General features: G+C 72.3%; 16 protein-coding genes. 13 read left to right on the top strand and 3 right to left on the bottom strand.

What is annotated here, in order from left to right; translation table 11 throughout:
• Position 1: 1 nt before the first annotated feature.
• The 6 genes from DEH69_RS04570 to DEH69_RS04540 all read left to right on the top strand — a co-directional run bounded on the left by DEH69_RS04570 (position 2) and on the right by DEH69_RS04540 (position 5,960).
• Positions 2-799 (top strand): type III pantothenate kinase, encoded by a 798-nt coding sequence (locus tag DEH69_RS04570; RefSeq protein ID WP_113685579.1) that lies wholly within the window; start codon positions 2-4, stop codon positions 797-799.
• A 386-nt stretch (positions 800-1,185) separates the two neighbouring features.
• Positions 1,186-1,377, top strand: coding sequence for a hypothetical protein (locus DEH69_RS04565; protein ID WP_113685578.1), 192 nt, complete (start codon positions 1,186-1,188; stop codon positions 1,375-1,377).
• A gap of 66 nt (positions 1,378-1,443) precedes the next feature.
• Entirely contained in the window at positions 1,444-1,854 is a 411-nt protein-coding gene (locus DEH69_RS04560; RefSeq protein ID WP_258534427.1) for a BlaI/MecI/CopY family transcriptional regulator, read from the top strand.
• Between the two features lie 9 nt (positions 1,855-1,863).
• Positions 1,864-2,382, top strand: a complete 519-nt coding sequence (locus DEH69_RS04555) for an amino-acid N-acetyltransferase (RefSeq protein ID WP_113685577.1) — start codon at positions 1,864-1,866, stop codon at positions 2,380-2,382.
• Between the two features lie 163 nt (positions 2,383-2,545).
• Positions 2,546-2,893, top strand: a complete 348-nt coding sequence (locus DEH69_RS04550) for an Lsr2 family protein (protein WP_113685576.1) — start codon at positions 2,546-2,548, stop codon at positions 2,891-2,893.
• Between the two features lie 544 nt (positions 2,894-3,437).
• Positions 3,438-5,960 carry an ATP-dependent Clp protease ATP-binding subunit gene (locus tag DEH69_RS04540; protein ID WP_113685575.1) on the top strand — a complete coding sequence of 841 codons (2,523 nt, stop codon included), beginning with the start codon at positions 3,438-3,440 and terminating at the stop codon, positions 5,958-5,960.
• An 84-nt stretch (positions 5,961-6,044) separates the two neighbouring features.
• Here DEH69_RS04540 and DEH69_RS04535 read toward each other — a convergent pair whose 3' ends face one another.
• On the bottom strand, positions 6,045-9,194 hold the full coding sequence (locus DEH69_RS04535; RefSeq protein WP_147255417.1) for an NACHT domain-containing NTPase: 3,150 nt from the start codon (positions 9,192-9,194) through the stop codon (positions 6,045-6,047).
• A gap of 74 nt (positions 9,195-9,268) precedes the next feature.
• Here DEH69_RS04535 and DEH69_RS04530 point away from each other — a divergent pair, with 74 nt between their 5' ends.
• The 5 genes from DEH69_RS04530 to DEH69_RS04510 all read left to right on the top strand — a co-directional run bounded on the left by DEH69_RS04530 (position 9,269) and on the right by DEH69_RS04510 (position 12,061).
• A complete protein-coding gene (locus DEH69_RS04530) occupies positions 9,269-9,508 on the top strand; it encodes a hypothetical protein (protein ID WP_147255415.1) in 240 nt (79 codons plus the stop codon).
• A 33-nt stretch (positions 9,509-9,541) separates the two neighbouring features.
• Positions 9,542-10,129, top strand: coding sequence for a DNA-3-methyladenine glycosylase I (locus DEH69_RS04525; protein WP_113685572.1), 588 nt, complete (start codon positions 9,542-9,544; stop codon positions 10,127-10,129).
• Between the two features lie 13 nt (positions 10,130-10,142).
• A complete protein-coding gene (locus DEH69_RS04520) occupies positions 10,143-10,553 on the top strand; it encodes a hypothetical protein (RefSeq protein ID WP_113685571.1) in 411 nt (136 codons plus the stop codon).
• Positions 10,554-10,640: 87 nt separating this feature from the next.
• Complete coding sequence (locus DEH69_RS04515) at positions 10,641-11,495, top strand: prolyl oligopeptidase family serine peptidase (RefSeq protein ID WP_113685570.1); 855 nt, start codon at positions 10,641-10,643, stop codon at positions 11,493-11,495.
• A 140-nt stretch (positions 11,496-11,635) separates the two neighbouring features.
• Complete coding sequence (locus DEH69_RS04510) at positions 11,636-12,061, top strand: ATP-binding protein (protein ID WP_113685569.1); 426 nt, start codon at positions 11,636-11,638, stop codon at positions 12,059-12,061.
• On the opposite strand, the gene DEH69_RS04505 is transcribed toward DEH69_RS04510, so the two are convergent.
• Positions 11,985-12,872 (bottom strand): AraC family transcriptional regulator, encoded by an 888-nt coding sequence (locus DEH69_RS04505; RefSeq protein WP_113685568.1) that lies wholly within the window; start codon positions 12,870-12,872, stop codon positions 11,985-11,987. The two genes, DEH69_RS04510 and DEH69_RS04505, sit on opposite strands and share 77 nt — an antisense overlap.
• Positions 12,873-12,951: 79 nt before the next feature.
• Between DEH69_RS04505 and DEH69_RS04500 the strand changes: the two genes are divergently transcribed.
• Positions 12,952-13,824 carry an NAD(P)H-binding protein gene (locus DEH69_RS04500; protein WP_113685567.1) on the top strand — a complete coding sequence of 291 codons (873 nt, stop codon included), beginning with the start codon at positions 12,952-12,954 and terminating at the stop codon, positions 13,822-13,824.
• Positions 13,825-13,924: 100 nt separating this feature from the next.
• Here DEH69_RS04500 and DEH69_RS04495 read toward each other — a convergent pair whose 3' ends face one another.
• Positions 13,925-14,848, bottom strand: coding sequence for an A/G-specific adenine glycosylase (locus DEH69_RS04495; RefSeq protein WP_113685566.1), 924 nt, complete (start codon positions 14,846-14,848; stop codon positions 13,925-13,927).
• 134 nt (positions 14,849-14,982) lie between these two features.
• On the opposite strand from DEH69_RS04495, the gene DEH69_RS04490 reads away from it, so the two are divergent.
• The gene (locus tag DEH69_RS04490) at positions 14,983-15,786 is read left to right on the top strand and encodes a DUF4232 domain-containing protein (RefSeq protein WP_113685565.1); all 804 of its coding nucleotides are present in this window, start codon (positions 14,983-14,985) and stop codon (positions 15,784-15,786) included.
• Positions 15,787-15,953 lie beyond the last annotated feature (167 nt).

Genomic DNA, 15,953 nt, shown 5'->3' with positions numbered 1-15,953 from the left:
CATGCTGCTCACCATCGACGTCGGCAACACCCACACCGTCCTCGGCCTGTTCGACGCCGACGAGATCGTGGAGCACTGGCGCATCTCCACCGACGCGCGCCGCACGGCCGACGAGCTCGCGGTGCTGCTCCAGGGCCTCATGGGCATGCACCCGCTCCTCGGCGACGAGCTGGGCGACGGCATCGACGGCATCGCCATCTGCTCCACCGTCCCCTCGGTGCTGCACGAGCTGCGCGAGGTCACCCGGCGGTACTACGGCGACATCCCCGCGGTGCTGGTCGAGCCCGGCGTCAAGACGGGGGTGCCGATCCTCACGGACAACCCCAAGGAGGTCGGCGCCGACCGCATCATCAACGCCGTGGCCGCCGTCGAGCTGTACGGCGGGCCCTGCATCGTGGTCGACTTCGGCACCGCCACGACGTACGACGCGGTCTCCGCGCGCGGCGAGTACGCGGGCGGCGCCATCGCGCCCGGCATCGAGATCTCCGTGGAGGCCCTGGGCATGCGCGGCGCGCAGCTGCGCAAGGTCGAGCTGGCCAGGCCGCGCCATGTCATCGGCAAGAACACCGTGGAGTCGATGCAGTCCGGCATCCTCTACGGCTTCGCGGGGCAGGTCGACGGCATGGTCGAGCGGATGTCGCGCGAGCTGGCGGACGACCCCGACGACGTGACCGTGATCGCCACGGGAGGGCTCGCGCCGATGGTGCTGCGCGAGTCCACGGTGATCGACGAGCACGAGCCGTGGCTGACCCTGGTCGGGCTGCGCCTGGTCTACGAGCGGAACGTCGCGCGCTCCTGAGGGAACACGCCGGGCCCGGCGAATAGACGGCGAATTGTCTGTTTACCACTTAATGTCGGTTTATGGTTACGTCCAACGGTTCCCAGGGTCCCGGCACCCCAGGCGGTGGCGGAGACGAGAACGGTGAGCAGCAGCAGTCGCCTCGCCGGCCCGCGCGCCGCCCGGTGCCGACCCCGGCTGAGGTCTTCCCCCCGCGCCGCAAGCGCCCCGCGTCGCAGTCGGGCGGCCAGCCCCGCGGCCCGGAGGGCCAGGGCGGGCAGGGCGGCGGCGGGGGCGAGGCGGGCGGGGAAGGGGCCCGGGGCGGCAGGAGCGGGGGAAGCGCGGCACAGGGCGGTCGGTAGTCTGGGGGACGGCTCACCCGAGCACGTCCAAGGAGGCCGATCACTGTGGACTACGCCGCAGCTCTCTTCCCGCCGTTCGTCATGGCGGCGGCGTTCACCTGGCTGATCGTGACGATCATCAAGTCCCAGGGTGGCGCGAACAAGTACAAGGAGGACGCCGCCGTCGACGCGGCGTTCGCGGCCCGTTCCGCCGCGAACGGCGAGAACGGCGAGAACGCGCCCGAGCGCTCCGCCTGACAGCGGGCGGCCCGCACCAAACGCCACACCCGCCCGTTTTGTCGCGGCGCGGTTATTCTTCCTCCTGTGCCCCGTCCATTGGGAGAGCTTGAAGACGCGGTGATGAGCCGCGTATGGGAGTGGAACCGTCCCGTCACGGTGCGGGAAGTTCTCGAAGACCTCAGGCAGCAGCGTTCGATCGCCTATACGACGGTGATGACTGTCCTGGACAACCTGCATCAGAAGGGCTGGGTCAGGCGCGAGCAGGAGGGCAGGGCCTATCGCTATGAGGCCATCTCCACACGGGCCGCGTACTCTGCGGCATTGATGAATGACGCTTGGTCGGAGAGCGACAACCCCGCCGCCGCGCTCGTCGCTTTCTTCGGCATGATGTCGGCCGAGCAGACCGAGGCATTGCGCGACGCCCTGCGCGTTGGCGATGTCGCGGGAGTACAGGTCGCCGCCCCCGAAGGCCAAGGCGAAGGGCCGCAGCGATAGCCTCGGCCCGTGCCGGATACCTCAACTGAAGTTACTGTCCGCCGCGCCAGGACTACAGATGTGCCGTCCGTGCGTGGCCTGATCGAGGTCTACTCCCGGGACCGCATCCTGCTCGACAAGGCGACCGTGACGCTTTACGAGGACATTCAGGAGTTCTGGGTCGCCGAGCGGGACCACGACGCCCGCGTGGTGGCCTGCGGCGCGCTCCACGTGATGTGGGAAGACCTCGCCGAGGTGCGCACCCTGGCGGTTGACCCCCTGCTGAGGGGCGGGGGAGTCGGCCACCTGGTGCTGGAGAAGCTGCTCGCCACGGCCCGCTGGCTGGGCGTACGGCGCATTTTCTGTCTGACCTTCGAAGTGGAGTTCTTCGGCCGGCACGGCTTCACCGAGATCGGTGACGCCCCGGTCGATGGCGATGTGTACAGCGAGCTGCTGCGTTCCTATGACGAGGGAGTGGCGGAGTTCCTGGGGCTGGAACGGGTGAAGCCCAACACTTTGGGTAACACTCGGATGCTGCTCCATCTCTGATTGACGCAACAGGTGGTTGTTATGTCCGAATCGTCCCGCCGTGTCATAACGATCGCCGCGTAATGGGGCTCCCGGGGTTTGTGTTTTCCCGGCCATGGCGGTTTGATTACACCGCAGTACAACAGTCATTGGTATTCGGCGACTATGAATGGGGAGTAGCCCGGTGGCACAGAAGGTTCAGGTCCTTCTCCTCGATGACCTCAGCGGTGGCGAGGCGGACGAGACCGTAACGTTCGCGCTCGACGGGAAGACTTACGAGATCGACCTCAACTCCGAAAACGCGGACAAGCTCCGCGACGCGCTCGAGCCCTATGTCAAGGCCGGTCGTCGCGCCGGTGGCGCGAGGGCCGCCCGTGGCCGGGCGCGCGCCACCACGGCGGGCGGTGGCGGGGGCGGCAGCCAGGACACCGCCAAAATCCGTGCGTGGGCCAAGGAGAACGGATACGAGGTCAATGACCGGGGCCGTGTTCCCGCCAACATTCGCGAGGCCTACGAGAAGGCCGGCGTCTGACGCCGCGCGGCTCACCGGCGCGATGATCTCCGGCGAGCCAGGCGCGACGGCCGTTCGCGTCCTTGTCCGGGGGGCCGCACTCGGTGCGCGGCCCCCCGAAGTCGTCCTCCGGGGTGTCATGCCGCGGGTGGCCCGCCCCCGTGCGGGAGGGTGACGCACGGTCCGCGTCCGCTCGCGCGGCGTGGCCGCGTTCGCCTGTAGCGGATGTCCATGGCTGGTGCGGCATGGAGTGTCAGCCTGGAGGGGTAGGCAGTTCTTGACGGATGATGGGTCACTCATGGGTGGGGGGCGGTGGGAGTGGGCCCTGGCATGTCGCCGAGCGGCGTTCGCCGACGGCGTAGTCATCTGACGTGCCAGCGCGTGGCCTGCGGGAACATCGTCTCGCACCATCGGGTTGGAACTGTTGTCGCCTGTTCGGGGCACGGCGCCGAGGACAGGAGTGGACAGTTGGAATGAGCGGTCCCCCGTTGCGGGACTAAGCTGCGGAAGGACAGGGAGGGGACCGACCCCTTTACTGCCTGACCGCTCTGAGGAGCGATTAACGATGTTCGAGAGGTTCACCGACCGCGCGCGGCGGGTTGTCGTCCTGGCTCAGGAAGAAGCCCGGATGCTCAACCACAACTACATCGGCACCGAGCACATCCTCCTGGGCCTGATCCACGAGGGTGAGGGTGTCGCCGCTAAGGCCCTGGAGAGCCTCGGGATCTCGCTCGAGGCGGTTCGCCAGCAGGTCGAGGAGATCATCGGCCAGGGCCAGCAGGCCCCGTCCGGACACATCCCCTTCACCCCCAGGGCCAAAAAGGTGCTGGAGCTTTCGCTCCGCGAGGCCCTCCAGCTCGGTCACAACTACATCGGCACCGAGCACATCCTGCTCGGCCTGATCCGCGAGGGCGAGGGCGTGGCCGCCCAGGTCCTGGTGAAGCTGGGCGCCGACCTCAACCGAGTGCGGCAGCAGGTCATCCAGCTGCTCTCCGGTTACTCAGGCGGCAAGGAGGCGGCCACCGCGGGCGCGCCCGCCGAGGGCACGCCGTCCACCTCCCTGGTGCTCGACCAGTTTGGCCGGAATCTCACCCAGGCGGCCCGCGAATCCAAGCTCGACCCGGTCATCGGGCGCGAGAAGGAGATCGAGCGGGTCATGCAGGTGCTGTCCCGCCGCACCAAGAACAACCCCGTGCTCATCGGCGAGCCCGGCGTCGGCAAGACCGCCGTCGTCGAGGGCCTGGCCCAGGCCATCGTCAAGGGCGAGGTGCCCGAGACCCTCAAGGACAAGCACCTCTACACCCTCGACCTCGGTGCCCTGGTCGCCGGCTCCCGTTACCGCGGCGACTTCGAGGAGCGCCTGAAGAAGGTGCTCAAGGAGATCCGCACCCGCGGCGACATCATCCTGTTCATCGACGAGCTGCACACGCTGGTCGGGGCGGGTGCCGCCGAGGGCGCGATCGACGCCGCCAGCATCCTCAAGCCGATGCTGGCCCGCGGCGAGCTCCAGACCATCGGCGCGACGACGCTCGACGAGTACCGCAAGTACCTGGAGAAGGACGCGGCCCTCGAGCGGCGTTTCCAGCCCATCCAGGTCGCCGAGCCGTCCCTGCCGCACACGATCGAGATCCTCAAGGGCCTGCGCGACCGGTACGAGGCGCACCACCGCGTCTCCATCACCGACTCCGCGCTCGTGGCCGCCGCGCAGCTGGCCGACCGGTACATCTCGGACCGCTTCCTGCCGGACAAGGCGATCGACCTGATCGACGAGGCGGGCTCCCGGATGCGCATCCGCCGGATGACCGCGCCGCCGGACCTGCGCGAGTTCGACGAGAAGATCGCCGGGGTGCGCCGCGAGAAGGAGTCCGCGATCGACTCGCAGGACTTCGAGAAGGCCGCGTCCCTGCGGGACAACGAGAAGCAGCTGCTCGCGGCGAAGGCGCAGCGCGAGAAGGAGTGGAAGTCCGGCGACATGGACGTCGTCGCCGAGGTGGACGAGGAGCTCATCGCCGAGGTCCTGGCCGCCTCCACGGGCATCCCGGTCTTCAAGCTCACCGAGGAGGAGTCCTCGCGGCTGCTCCGCATGGAGGACGAGCTGCACAAGCGCGTCATCGGGCAGGAGGACGCCATCAAGGCGCTCTCGCAGGCCATTCGCCGCACCAGGGCGGGCCTGAAGGACCCGAAGCGCCCGGGCGGATCGTTCATCTTCGCCGGGCCTTCGGGCGTCGGCAAGACGGAGCTCTCCAAGACGCTCGCGGAGTTCCTCTTCGGCGACGAGGACGCGCTGATCTCCCTCGACATGTCGGAGTTCGGCGAGAAGCACACGGTCTCCCGCCTCTTCGGCTCCCCGCCCGGCTACGTCGGGTACGAGGAGGGCGGCCAGCTGACCGAGAAGGTGCGCCGCAAGCCGTTCTCCGTCGTCCTGTTCGACGAGGTGGAGAAGGCCCACCCGGACATCTTCAACTCCCTGTTGCAGATCCTGGAGGACGGTCGCCTGACCGACTCCCAGGGCCGGGTCGTGGACTTCAAGAACACCGTCATCATCATGACGACGAACCTCGGCACGCGGGACATCTCCAAGGGCTTCAACATGGGCTTCGCGGTGGCCGGCGACGTCGCCACCGGGTACGAGCGCATGAAGGCCAAGGTCAACGACGAGCTGAAGCAGCACTTCCGCCCCGAGTTTTTGAACCGTGTCGATGACACGGTGGTGTTCCACCAGCTGACGCAGGAAGACATCATCAAGATCGTCGACCTGATGGTCGCGCAGGTGGACGACCGCCTGAAGGACCGCGACATGGCGATCGAGCTGAGCACGGACGCCAAGCAGCTGCTGGCCAAGCGCGGATACGACCCCGTGCTCGGCGCCAGGCCGCTGCGTCGGACCATCCAGCGGGACATCGAGGACGTGCTGTCGGAGAAGATCCTCTTCGGCGAGCTGCGCCCCGGCCACATCGTGGTCGTGGACACCGAGGGCGAGGGGAAGGAGAAGTCCTTCACCTTCCGCGGCGAGGAGAAGTCCTCGTTGCCTGACGCCCCGCCGGTGGAGCAGGCGGCCAAGGGCGGCCCGAACCTCACCAAGGAGTGATGGCACTCCGCCCGATCGCCCCGTCCGATCACGCCGAACGCCCCCGCGGGCCCGCCGCGGGGGCGTTCGCGTGCCGGGGCCCGTTCAGTAGCGGGGCGCGGGCGGGGCGATGACCTCGATGTGGTCGGGAACGTTCCGCCGCGCGCTCGGCGGGAACGTCCTGACCGTCTCAAGCCCCGGCAGCGCGGCCAGCGGGGCGAAGTCGGCCGGGTCGGTGTTGAACAGCAGCCAGGCCGCGCCGGGGAACGCCGCCGCCACCCTGGCCACGTCGTCGGCGGGCACCGGGCCTTCGGGATCGTCGGGGAAGAACTGGAGAGACCTGACCCGGGGCAGCGCCATGCCGTGGTCGGCCAGACTGCGGACCGCGCCCGCGTGCAGGACGAGCGTGGTGAGCCGGGGCAGCGCGGCGACGGCCTCCCACTCCTCCCGGCTCGGTCCACGCGTGGTGAAGTGCAGGCACAGCTGGGTGAGCGTCGGCCAGGCCCCGATGCCGCCGAGGTCGGGCACGTCATTCGGCAGCGTGAGGGAGGCCAGCTCCGCCGCGCCAGGCAACTCGGCCAGCGTCCCGAGCCGTGTCCTCGAACCGACCGTCAGCTCGGTCAGCCCGTCGAGGCGGTCGAGCCCGCGCATGACGGCCGGGGCCTCGTCGTTGTAGAGGTGCAGCCGCTGGACGCCGGTGTCGGCGAGCGGGGTCAGATCGGTGATTCCGTGGCACGTGTCGACAAGGAGGGTGGTCAGGGAGGGAAAGCGGCGCACCCAGGCGATGTCGCGGAGGGCCGGGCAGCTCCGCAGGTGGATGAGGCCGAGCGGGTGCCCGGTCAGCGCCTCGATGAGCGCCGCCTCGGTGAAGTCGCCGCTCAGGTCGATGCCACGCATCCCGGCGAGTCCTGAGAGCAGCCGCAGCTCCTCGTCGGTCCTGGCGAACCGGATCAGCGTGTCGTCGTCGTGGAGGTGGCGCAGGATCTCGTCGAAGTAGCGGCGGGTGTCGAAGCGCTGCCAGTTGACGGACAGCAGGTGCCTGACGGAGCCGGTCGCCCGGCTCCTGAACGGGCGTAGCTTGTTCAGCGCGGTGTCCGTGCCCACGCGGGTCGCCGCGTAGACGACCGCGTCTGCCTCGTCGTCGTACAGCTCGTCAGGCCCGGGGAGCAGGTCGAGCACGACCTGGCCGACGCCCGCGAGCGCCCTGGACTCCTCGCGCGTCCTGGGCGGCAGCAGCGCGCGCGCCCTCGCGGTCACCTCGGCCCTGACGTCGGGGGACAGCTGGGTGGCGTGCTCCAGGCAGGCCATGGCCACCAGGTGCAGCCGCACGCGGTGCTCGGGCTCGGCGTCGCCGCGCTCGATCAGCCGGGTGAGCAGCTCGCCGCGCTGCACGGGCTGGGCGTGCGCGACGGCCATGCGGATGACGTCTTCCCACTGGTCCTCGTGGGCGTGGGCGACCAGGGCGGGGAAGTGGTGCCACTCGACGAGGTAGCGGGCGCCCAGGTAGTCCTGGAACGTGCGGTGCACGAAGTCGACCGCGCCATCCACCGGCTCGCGCAGCACGCCCGAGCGCTCGATGAGGTGGCGCAGCACGGTGGTCGCGGGGCCGAGCCGGTCGCCCCGGTGGATCAGGGGGAGGCTCTGGGCGAGCTGGGCGGTGGCCACCTCGGCGGACATCTCGGAACGGCCGTTGATGATCAGCCAGTTGGCGAGCTGCTGGAGCAGCGAGACCAGGGTGTCGGCGTCCAGGTCGACCTCCACGCGCGGGGGGTCGGGGCGCTCGCGGTCGCGGCGTTCGAGCAGGAGGGAGAGCGCGGCGTCGTAGAGGGCCTTGCGGCCGCGCGGCAGATAGCCGTTGCGCTCCCGGTGCAGGGCGCAGATCACTGCGCACATCAGGGGGTTGGTCGCGAGGGCGGCCAGGTCGCCGCGGCCCTGGACCAGGTCGAGCAGCGTGTCGGCCGCCTCGGGCGCGGCGCCCACGGCGCGGTGCCAGCGGTGCACGAACGCGTGCAGGTCGGTGTGGCCCATCGGCGCGAGGGACAGCTCGGTGAACCCCAGGGCGTGCAGCCAGTCCTCGCGGACGGCGGACGGGCGGGCGGTGACCAGCCACAGGTTGCCCGGGTAGGTGGTGCCCAGCCGCCGCAGCCAGCGGCGCACGCCCTCGCGTTCGCCCTCGGGGACCTCGTCGACTCCGTCGACCAGGAGCAGCCCGCGCCCCGTCGCGAGCACGCGGTCCGTCCAGCCCGCTGGCTGCGCGCCCGCCAGCGGGCAGTCGACGGCGGCCAGGAAGCGCCCGGGGTCGGGCAGCGGCCCCCCGGCCCTGGTCAGGGTGCGCATCGTCAGCACGAACGGAACGCGCCCCACGAGGTGTTCGAGATCCTTTGCGGCGTCCTGGCGGGCGGCGGAGACCGCGAGCCACTGCACCAGCGTCGTCTTGCCCGATCCGGCGTGGCCGCGCAGCAGCACCCGGTCGAGGCCGCCGAGCGCGCGCTCGGCGCGCTGTGGGGCGCGTTCGGCGAGGCCGCCGTCCTCGACGCGGTCGGGGCGGTGGGTCTCCAGGCTGAGGTAGGCGTCGTCGAGCGGCCACTCGCGGGACTGGGCCAGGTCGAGGCCGTAGATGGTGAGGGTGCCGTGCTCGCCGCGCACATAGGCGGCGTAGCGCTCCTCGAACGCCGCGTCCTCGGCCGTCCGGTCGCCCAGGCGTTCCACCAGCAGGTCGACCGTGCGGACCAGGCGGCCCAGCTGGCGGCTCTGCTCGACCAGGGTGCGGGCGATGAACGTCGAGCGCTTGGTGAAGAAGTCCAGTATGTGCAGGCACGCGGTGTCGAGGAGGTCGTGGAAGAGCTCATCGGCCCGGCGCGTGGGGAAGTCACGGGCGCCGGGCGCGTCCTCGCCTGCCGCGAGCAGCCGCGCGGCCAGCTCGCGGTGGCCCAGCTGGACGGCCTGCACATCGTCCATGGCGAGGTCGCCGAGCGCCATCAGCGTGGCGACCAGCTCCTCGGCGACCCGGGCCTTCTCGTCGCTTTCGAGGGGGTGGCCGACCGGCTCGGCGCGTTCGACCAGGGTCTTGGCCACCCTGGCGAGGTCGCGCTCGACGACCGTGCGCTTCTCGCCCCTGAACGACACGAGCGCCGCTATCCGCACCGGCTTGTCGACCAGGCCCGCGCCAGGGGCCGCGGGCGCGAACAGCTTCTTGACCAGTGGGGCGACCGCGGCCGACGCCAGCCTGAGCCCCACACCCCCCGCGAGATCCATGCGCCCGAGCGTAGCGGTGGCAGGGGTGGCGTGGCGGGGTGACCATGGGACGAGGCGAGGACGGAGGTGGCCGCGTGCGACACGTGGTGCGCGCCGAGTACCGGTACGACGCGCCGGACGAGGTGAAGACCTGGCACATGGTGAGGGAGCGCAACAACGGCGAGATCGGCCATGTCGCGATGTGCGGGCGGCGGCTCCGCGAGAACGCCGAGACGCGGCCCGGGACGGACTGGGGGCGCACCGACGAGGTGTTCTGCCACAGCTGCGGGGCCCTCTACCTGCGGGAAGTGCCCTCCCAGCCGCTCGGGACCTGAGGATTGTCAGACCCCTCCGGCAGACTCGGAGCCATGGAGACGACGCTGACCGTGGCCGGGCCCGACGGGCGACGGCGCTGCCCCTGGGGGGTGGCGCCCGATGACTACCGCGAGTATCACGACACCGAGTGGGGACGCCCCGTGCGCGGGGACGACGCGCTGTTCGAGCGGCTGTGCCTCGAGGCGTTCCAGTCGGGCCTCTCGTGGCTGACGATCCTGCGGAGACGGGAGGGGTTCAGGGCGGCGTTCGCGGGGTTCAGCATCGAGAAGGTGGCGGCGTTCACGGGCGAGGACGTGAAGCGGCTGCTCGGCGACGCGGGGATCATCAGGAATCGCCTGAAGATCGAGGCCGCCATCGGCAACGCCAAGGTGGCCGCCGGGTGGGCCGAGGGCGAGCTGACGGAGCTGATCTGGTCGCACGCGCCCGATCCCGACGGCGTGCGGGTGCCGCGGGCGACCGGGGACATCCTGGCCACCACGCCGGAGTCGGTGGCGCTGTCGAAGGCGCTCAAGGCGCGCGGGTTCCGCTTCGTCGGGCCCACCACGGCCTATGCGCTGATGCAGGCGTGCGGCCTGGTCAACGACCACCTGGCGGACTGCTGCGTCCGCGCGGAGATGTGAGAGGGCGCGCGCGATGGCTCCGTGGACCCTGACCGAGATCGCCGCGGCCCTCCGCACCGCCTGGGCCGCCGACACGTGCTCGCCCGACGACGTGCTGCGCGCCCCCTGGACCCCCGACAATCCCGCGTGGGGGCACTGCGACATCACCGCGCTCGTGGTGCACGACATCTTCGGCGGCGACCTGGTGGTGGGGGAGGTGTCCCTCGACGGCGAGCGGGCTGGCTACCACTGGTGGAATCGCCTGGCCAGCGGCATAGACATCGATCTGACGCGGGACCAGTTCCGGCTCGGCCAGGTCATCACGGGGGCCCGCGTGGTGGTGCGCCCACCGGGTCCGCCGCGTCGCCGCAGGGCGGAATACCGGCTGCTGCGCGAGCGGGTCGCGGCCTCGCTCGGGCCCCTGCCGCGGCAGTTGGCGGCCTGACGTGCGCGGGGTGAGCGGGGGCGAGCGGGGATTCGCCCGTGGCAGAGCGGCGGCCGGGGACGCCCCGATGGGGGCTACGGTGCCGTCATGACGACCGGGAGCGCGATCACGGGCGAGGCGGCCGGGGTGCCGTTCACGGCGCTGCCTCCCGCGGGGGGCGGCGATGAGCGGGCACCGCTGGTGGTGACCTGGCACATGATGGACGCGCCGAGCACGCATGGGGCGTTCGCCGCGGCGCTGCCGCTGACCGGGGTGCGGGCCTGGCGCGTTCATCTGGGGCTGCCGTGGTGCGGGGAGCGTGCGCTGCCGGGCGGGGAGGCCGCCGTCACGGAGCGGATCCGCCGCGACGCGGTGCTGGACTACGCGGACCCGGTGACGCGGCAGGGCGCCGAGGAGTTCCCCGCGGCGCTCGCGGCGCTGCGCGCGCGCTTCCCCGTGGACGAGGGGCCGATCGGCCTGGTCGGCGGGTCGCTCGGGGGCGGCGTCGCCCTGCGGGTGCTGACCGGGGCGCCGGTCCCGGTCGCCGCGGTCGCGCTGGTCAACCCCGCGATCAGGGCGCGTTCCGTCGCGGAGCTGGTCGAGACCGACACCGGGCGCCCGCACCCCTGGACCGAGCGGTCGCGCGAGGCGGCCGACCGGCTCGACTTCGTCGCGCGGGCCGGGGACATCGCCGCGCTCGACCCGGCGCCCGCGCTGCTTGTGGTGAGCGGGGAGCTCGACCACGCGGGGCTGCGGCGGGACGCCGACGAGCTGACCGCCGCGCTGCGCGGGCGGTACGCCGATCCGGGGCGGGTCAGGCTCGCATCCATACCCGGCCTCGGCCATCCGCTGGCCGAGCGGCCTGGCAAGGAGCCCGCGCCCCAGCTGCCGGTGGCCGAGCGGGTCGAGGAGGTGATCGCGGAGTGGTTCACGCGCCACCCGCCGGGCCCGTCCATGCGCTGATCGCCGTGGATGTCCAGCGGGGCCTGACGCACTGATTTCCGGCGGGATGTGTCGGTCGTTCAGGGGGTTGGGGACCGCCGGAGAAGGCACTCGTGAAGAGTGATGTGCGACACATCGCGGTCGCCACGGAGGAGCGTCTCATGTGTCTTGTCCCCGTGCGGTCCGGGACCGCGGACTTCTCCTTGCGCTTCCCGGCCCAGCCCGTGTGGGTGCGCAACGCCCGCCAGGCCATGCGCACGGCCCTGACCACGGTGGTCCCGGCCAACCCCGAGCTGATCGAGACGGCCATCCTGCTGACATCCGAGGTGGTGAGCAACGCCGTGCGCGCCTCCCTTGGCTGCCGGACGCCGCCCCCGGTCGACGTGCACGCCTGCTGGTCCTCCGAGGGCGACCTCCAGGTACAGGTCCACGACCGCGCGCCCGGCGACCCGGCCGTTCCCGAGCGGCCCCCGCCCGCGACGTGGGAGAGTGGCCGCGGCCTGCTGCTCGTCACCCGCTGCGCACGGCGCCTCGAGGTGTGCCACCACGTGCCAGGGCCGGGGAAGACGGTGTGGTTCCAGCTGTAGCCGCCGCCCCCGCGGTCCCCGCCGCCCGGTAGGCGGACGGGCTGACGCCCCGCACCCGCTTGAACGCCGCGCTGAAGCCGAACGGATCGGCGTACCCGACCCGCCGCGCGACGCTGCCCACGGTCGCTCCCGGCTCCCCGGTCAGCAGGTCGGCGGCAAGCGCCATGCGCCACTCGGTCAGATAGGCGAGCGGCGCCTGGCCGACCAGCTCGGTGAAGCGCTTGGCCAGCGTCGTGCGCGAGACGCCCGCCTCGGCGGCCAGCGACGCCAGCGCCCAGGCGGCGCCCGGCGCCTCGTGCATCGCCCGCAGCGCCGCGCCCACCACCGGGTCGCCCAGCGCCACATACCAGCCGGGCGGCTCCGAATCGGGCCCGTCGAACCAGTCACGCAGCGCGCACACCAGCAGCCAGTCCAGCATCCGGTCGAGCACGATCTGCCGCCCCGGCCGCGTCGCGCACAGCTGCGCCTCCAGAAAGCCGCGCAGCTCGGCGCAGCCGTCGTCGTCCGGCACCACCAGCATCCGGGGCAGCACCCGCAGCAGGCGGCGCGGCACCTCTCCGCTCAGCCGGTAGACGCCGGTGAGCAGCAGCCCGTCGCCGCGCACCTCGAACGGCTCCGGCCCCTTCACCACCGCCGCCTCGCCCACCGGCACCCGCCGCCCCGCCACCCACGCCTCGCCCCGCAGCGTGGAGCACAGCGTCAGCGCCGCGCCCTCACCCAGGGGCCCCGGCGCCGAGGGCCCGAGCCGTGACAGGTCGAACAGCGCGCCGTCGGTGCGCACGCCGCGCAGCAGGTCGTCGAAGGGATCCATGCGTCAACGGTACGGTCGCGCATGCGGTCCGTACGGTCGCCCATGGGCGCGACGGCCCCGGCAGACCAGGCTGGCAGCCATGACTGATTCCCTTTCAACTTCCCCTTCTTCCTCGTCCGGCGCGTTCCTCGTCCTCGGCGGCACCGGCAAGACGGGCCGCCGTGTGGCCGCCCGCCTGCGCGTCGCGGGCCACACGGTCCGCGCCGCGTCCCGTTCGGGCGAGGTGCGTTTCGACTGGGCCGAACGCGCCACCTGGGAGCGGGCCGTCGACGGGGCCGTGGCCGTCTACCTCGTCGCCCCCGACGACCCCGCGCCCACCGGCGACTTCGTCAAGGCGGCCGTCGCCGCGGGCACCCGACGCGTCGTGCTGCTCTCGGGGCGCGGCTCCGACCTCTTCGACGGCGCCTCCTTCGCCGCGGGCGTCACCGAGGCCGAACGGGCCGTGCGCGCCTCGGGCGTCGAGTGGTCCGTGATCCGGCCCAATAACTTCAACCAGAACTTCGACGAGGACCTTTGGCACCGCCCTCTCGTCGAAGGCCGCCTCGCGCTGCCGACGGGCGGGGTCCCCGAGCCGTTCGTCGACCTCGACGACGTGGCCGACGTGGCCGTCGCGCTGCTGACCGGCGAGGGCCACCACGGGCGTACGTACGAGCTGTCGGGGCCGCGGGCGCTGACGTTCGCCGAGGCAGTGGACATCGTGGCGCGCGCCGCGGGGCGGCCGATCGCCTCGGTGGAGCTGACCCCCGATGAGTACCGCGCCGAACTGCTCGCCGATGGCTGGCCCGCCGAGGCGGCCGAAGGGCTGAACGCGATGTTCGAGGTGATGCGCACCGGCGCCGTCGCCGAGCCGGTCGACGGCGTGCGCCGGGTGCTCGGGCGCGAGGCCACGCCGTTCGAGACCTACGCGGTCCGCGCCGCCGCTGCGGGGGCTTGGGCGGTGGCCAGGCCCTAGGGTGAGCTGGCCCGCGACCGTTCGCCGTCGGGCCGTGGCTCGGCGAGGGCGCCGACACGAGGTCGGCGTTGCCCCCGCTGAGCCACTGGGTGGGCGGCGGTCAGCCCGCCGCCGTGCCCGGCAGCCGGTAGCGGCCGTCGGGCAGGCGCTCGGCGAGGCCGTCGCCGACCAGACCGCCCAGCGCCCTGGCGCGTTGCTCCGGGTCGTGCCACACCCGGTCGAGCAGCGAACGCTCGACGGGACCCGCGGCCTCGCGCAGCACCGCAAGGAGCCTGCCGCGCACCTGGCGGTCCGTCCCGGCGTACGTCTGGCCGCGCCGCGGCGGGCCCTCGTGCGCCGGGGAGCCCGCCTTGCGCCAGGCGCACAACTCGGCGATCGGGCAGCGCCCGCACTCCGGGCCGCGCGCCGTGCACAACAGCGCGCCAAGCTCCATCGTGGCCGCGGCCCACTTGGCGGCGATCGCGGGCTCCTCGGGCAGCAGCATCCTGGCGAGCTTGCGCTCGGCGGCGGTCGTGGCGTTCGGCGGGTACTCGGTGCCGCTGACCACGCGCGCGAACACCCGCCGCACATTGGTGTCGAGCACCGCGTGGCGCTGGCCGTAGGCGAACGAGGCCACCGCCGCCGCGGTGTACTCGCCGATCCCCGGGAGCGCGAGCAGCTGGTGATGGTCCGTCGGCACCTCGCCGCCGTGCCGTTCCGCTATGGCCGCCGCGGCGCTGTGCAGGCGCAGCGCGCGCCGGGGGTAGCCGAGGCGCCCCCAGGCGCGCACGGCCTCGCCCGCGGGTTCGGCGGCCAGGTCGGCCGGGCGCGGCCAGCGGCGCAGCCACTCCTCGTAGACCGGCAGCACGCGGCTGACGGGTGTCTGCTGGAGCATGAACTCGCTGACCATGACGCCCCAGGCGCCCGCTTCGGGGCGACGCCAGGGCAGGTCGCGGGCGTGCTGGGCGAACCAGTCGATGACCGGGGTGTGCAGGGCGGTGGGCGGCGTCGTACTCGTTGCTGTCGTCGCAGTCGTCGCAGTCATGGCAAAGGCGATCCTGGCACGGCGGCGGCACGGCACAAAGCGGCCCGCTCCCCGCGCGTGTTGATACCCAACAGTGCCCTGGCAAGCGGGGGCTGGGGCGCACCGGGGTGACGGAAGTCTCGTAAGGTTTCCGCGTGGGATCTCTGCGCACTCCGGTCGGGCCGCTGCCGTCGTCGATCTACTGGCGGCGCCGGGGCGTTCTCCTGCTGTTGATCGCGGTGGTGGCCCTGCTCATCATCTGGGCGCTGCGTCCTGGCGGGGGCGGGGACGGGGAGGAGACGGCGGGGGGCGACGACGGCAGGGGCGGCCCCGCCGAGTCGATCACGCCGGGACCCACGCCATCGGAGTCGCTCATCGACGAGCGCCCCGGTGGGCGCGACGATCCGCCGAACGACGACGAGGACGGCGAGGGCGACGGCGAGGCCGGGAGCGAGGGCGGCGAGGGGGACGACGCCACGGGCGACACCTCGGGCGAAGGCGAAGAGGACGGCGACGGCTCGGGGAACGGCGACGGGGCGGGGCTCGACCCGGCGGGCGTTCCCGCGTGCACGACCGGCGCGGTGACGGTGACGCTGTCGAGCGCGAGCAACGAGTACGCCGCGGGCGACGAGCCCGAGCTGCGGCTCACCGCGGAGAACGGCTCGAGCTCCGCGTGCCGCCTGGACTTCGGGCACGACGCGCTGACCGTGCTGGTGACCGACGAGGACGACAACGAGGTGTGGTCGTCCGCGCGGTGCCCCGAGGGCCCGGGCTCCGACCCGGTGGCCGTGGCCGCGGGCGGCTCCGTGACCCACACCCTCACCTGGGACCGGCGCCACTCGCCCGAGGACTGCGAAGGCTCGCGGGGCCGCGCCGCCGCCGCGGGCACCTATGTGGCCAAGGCCCAGCTGCCCGACCACCCGGTGGCCCAGATCTCGTTCGTCCTGGACAACGATTGACGCCTCAGGCGCGGTGAGCTGACGCCTCAGGCGCGGTGGGCCGACGGGGTGCGGCGGCGGATCACGGGCGTGGCCTCGATCGGCTGGCTGCCGAGGCGGCGGTCCTGTGGGCGGGGTTCCGATGGCATCGCGGGGGCGGTGGCGCTCGGTGTCCGAGCCGGAGGGGG

The organism is Streptomyces sp. PT12 (assembly GCF_003311645.1).
Taxonomy (GTDB): domain Bacteria; phylum Actinomycetota; class Actinomycetes; order Streptomycetales; family Streptomycetaceae; genus Streptomyces.
The sequence above is the reverse complement of the archived record's forward strand: the minus strand, read 5'-3'. Positions and strand labels throughout refer to the sequence as shown.